1 protein-coding gene is annotated in these 3,664 nt (G+C 71.9%); it reads left to right on the top strand.

The features are described from left to right. Nucleotides 1-53: 53 nt before the first annotated feature. Nucleotides 54-3,664: DNA glycosylase AlkZ-like family protein (locus CKO31_RS25370; RefSeq protein ID WP_322789213.1), on the top strand; the 3,611-nt coding region annotated here is incomplete at its 3' end.

The following is a 3,664-nucleotide window of genomic DNA, read 5'->3' as shown; positions in this document are numbered from 1 at the left end:
CATTAGAGGCCGGTGTCTCCGCCCGGGATGGCGATCGCCCGGCTGGCACGCAGGTGCTTTACATTTCGCCGCTGAAGGCGCTGGTCTACGACATCGAGCGTAATCTGCGGGCGCCGCTGGCGGGTATCGCCGCTGCCGCTGCGCCGCTGGGGGCGCATCACCAGTTGCCGCGGGTGGCCATCCGCACCGGCGATACCTCGCAGCGGGAACGGGCGCAGCAGTTGAAGGACCCGGCGGAGATCCTGGTGACCACGCCGGAGTCGCTGTATCTGGTGCTCGGCTCGCGGGCGGCGGAGCATCTGGCGAGCGTGCACACGGTGATCGTCGACGAGGTGCACGTCTTGGCTTCTAGCAAGCGCGGGGCGCATCTGGCGCTGTCCCTGGAGCGGCTGACGGCGCTGGTGGAGGCGGCAGGCGGCACGGACCCGCAGCGGATCGGGCTCTCGGCGACGGTGGAGCCGCTGGCGGAGGCGGCGCGCTGGCTCGGCGGCGACCGGGCGGTGGAGATCGTGGACGCCGCGGCGGCGCCGAAGCTGGATTTGACCATCAGCGTGCCGGTGCCGGACATGGAGCGCCCGCCCGAAGCGCCCGGCCTGGACACCCCCGGCGGCCCCATCCTGGGCGAGCTCTATGCCCGTGAGGTGGCGCGGCCGCCGGCGGAGAAGGGCATGTGGTCGGCCATCTATCCCGCGCTGCTGGACGAGATCCTGGCGCATCGCTCCACCATCGTCTTCGTCAACAGCCGTGGGCTGGCGGAACGGCTGTGCCGGCGCTTGAACGAGACCTACGTAGAGCGCCTCACGGGCCGGTCCGGAGACGACGGCGATGCGGACGGCGGCGGCGCCATCGACCCGATGCTGGAGGGTGCCGAGGAGCTTGGGGATCTCGACGAGCCGCCGCCAGCAGCCGGGGACGATCATCCGCGTGCTGCCGGCGACCCTGCGGATCAGGAAAGCATTGAGCTCGACATCGGCGAGCTGGTCCGCGCCCACCACGGCAGCGTCAGCCACCAGCAGCGCGCCGAGATCGAGGACGGGCTGAAGGCCGGCACGCTGAAGGCCATCGTCGCCACCAGCTCCCTGGAGATGGGCATCGACATGGGCGGCGTGGATCAGGTGCTGCTGGTGGAGTCGCCGGGGTCCGTCGCCCGCGGGCTGCAGCGGGTGGGCCGCGCCGGACACGGCGTCGGCGAGGTGAGCACCGGGCGGATTTTCCCCAAGTTCCGGGGCGACCTGCTGGAGTGCGCGGTCATTGCCGGGCGCATGCTGACGGGGGAGCTTGAGCCCTTTCGGATGCCCGCCAACGCCCTGGACGTGCTGGCGCAGCAGATCGCGGCCCACTGTGTCGCGGGCGACCGGACGGTGGAGGAGATCCAGCGCCTGGTGAACCGCGCCGGGCCTTACCTGAGCTTAAGTCGGGCGGCGCTGGAGGCGGTGCTGGACATGCTCTCGGGCCGCTTCCCGTCCAGCGACTTCGCCGACCTCAAGCCGCTGCTCGCCTGGGACCGCGCCAATGACCTGCTGAGCCCCCGCAAGGGCGCGGCCATGACCACCCGGCTCAACGCCGGCACCATCCCGGACCGTGGCAACTACGCGGTGCATTTGGGAAACGAAGGACCGCGCATCGGCGAGCTGGACGAGGAGATGGTCTTCGAGACCCGCGCCGGCGAGTGCATCCTGCTCGGCGCCTCCACCTGGCGCGTGGAGGAGATCACCCGCGACCGGGTCGTCGTCTCGCCGGCCCCGGGCGAGCCGGGCAAGCTGCCCTTCTGGCGCGGTGACGGCCCCGGCAGACCCGTCGAGCTGGGCCGCGCCGTCGGCGCCTTCTGCCGGGAGGTGGCCCGGCGCGAGCCGGAGGATGCCATCGACTGGATCCGGCAGCAGGCGCCGCTGGACGACCATGCCGCCGCCAACCTCGCCGCATACATTCACGAGCAGCGCGAGGCCACGGGCCGGGTGCCGGATGAGCGCACCATCGTCATCGAGCGCTTCCGCGACGAGCTGGGCGACTGGCGCATCTGCATCCTGACCCCCTTCGGCGCCCGCATCCACGCCCCCTGGGCCATGGCCCTGCAATGGCAGCTGGAGCGCCGCGAGGGTTTCGAGATCCAGGTGATGTACACCGACGACGGCATCGTGCTGCGCCTGGCCGACGGCGACGAGCTGCCGGACCTGATGGCGCTCTTGCCGCATCCGGACGAGATCGAGGACCGTATCACCGAGCAGCTCGCCGACACCGCGCTCTTCGCGAGCCTGTTTCGCGAGAACGCCGGCCGCGCGCTGCTGATGCCCAAGCGCTCGGCGAAAGGCCGCCGGCCGCTCTGGGCGCAGCGGCTCAAGGCCCAGAACCTGCTGGCCGTGGTGCGCCGCTACCCGGGCTTTCCGGTGGTGCTGGAGACCTACCGTCAGGCGCTGAGCGACCAGTTCGATCTGGCGGGGCTCAAGGACCTGCTGCGGGCCGTGCAGTCCCGGGCCGTGCGGGTGCACGAGGTGGAGACGCCGAGCGCCTCGCCCTTCGCCCGCTCCCTGGTGTTCGCCTATGTCGCCGCGTACATCTACGAGCAGGACGCCCCCATCGCCGAGCGCCGCGCCCAGGCGCTGACCCTGGACCGCGGTCTGCTCGGGGAGCTGTTGGGGCAGGCGGAGCTGCGGGAGCTGCTGGACCCGCGGGTGCTGGAAGAAGTCGACGCGGAGCTTGCGCACCTGACGCCGGAGCGCCGCGCCCGGGATGCGGATGAGGTGCACGACCTGCTGCGGCGGTTGGGGGATTTGACGGAGTCGGAGATCTTGGCGCGGTCGGCTGCGGGGGTTGCCGGCGAGGACGATGGCGCTGAGGATGAGGTCGATCCCGATCCCGATCCCGATCCCGATCCCGGTTCCGGTTCCGGTTCCGGTTCTGATGTGGCCCCGGCTCCAGGCTCCGGTGGCGACGCCCTGGTGCAGGCCTGGCTCGGGGAGCTGAGCCGCCAGCGCCGCGCGGTTGAGATCCCCATCGCCGGCGAGCGCCGCTGGATCGCCGCGGAGGACGCCGGGCTCTACCGCGACGCGCTGGGCAGCGTGCCGCCGCCCGGGCTGCCGGAGGCCTTCATCGCGCCTACCGAGGCTCCGCTGGAGCAGCTGATCCGCCGCTACGCCCGCAGCCACGGCCCCTTCCCGACCCAGCAGCTCGCCCGGCGGCTGGGCCTGCCGGCGGCGCAGTTGGACCCGGTGCTCAAGCTGCTGGAAACCCGCGGCGAGCTGGTGCATGGCGAGATCCGACCTCTCGGCAACGAGCCCGAGTGGTGCGACGCCGAGGTCATGCGTCGCCTGCGCCGCCGCACCCTCGCCCGCGCCCGCGACGAGGTGGCTCCGGTGGACGGTGCCACCCTCGGTCGCTTCCTGCCGGATTGGCACGGTATCGGCGCCGAGTCCCGCCAAGCCCGCGACAGCCGCGAGCGCCTGCTGGAGGCGCTGCTGCAGCTGGAAGGTCTCACCGTCGGCTGGACCCAGCTCGACCGGGTGCTGCTGCCGGCGCGGGTGCCCGGCTACCGCTCCGAGGACCTCGACATGCTCGCGGCCACCGGGCAGATCGTTTGGGTGGGGCGGGATGCGGCTGGGCCGAAGGATGGCAAGATCGCGGTTTATCGGCGGGAGAATGTGGGTTTAGTAGGGGCGAGGGGCGAGGG

The organism is Thiohalocapsa halophila, assembly GCF_016583825.1.
Classification (GTDB): Bacteria; Pseudomonadota; Gammaproteobacteria; order Chromatiales; family Chromatiaceae; genus Thiohalocapsa; species Thiohalocapsa halophila.
This window is presented reverse-complemented; position numbering and strand designations above follow the sequence as displayed.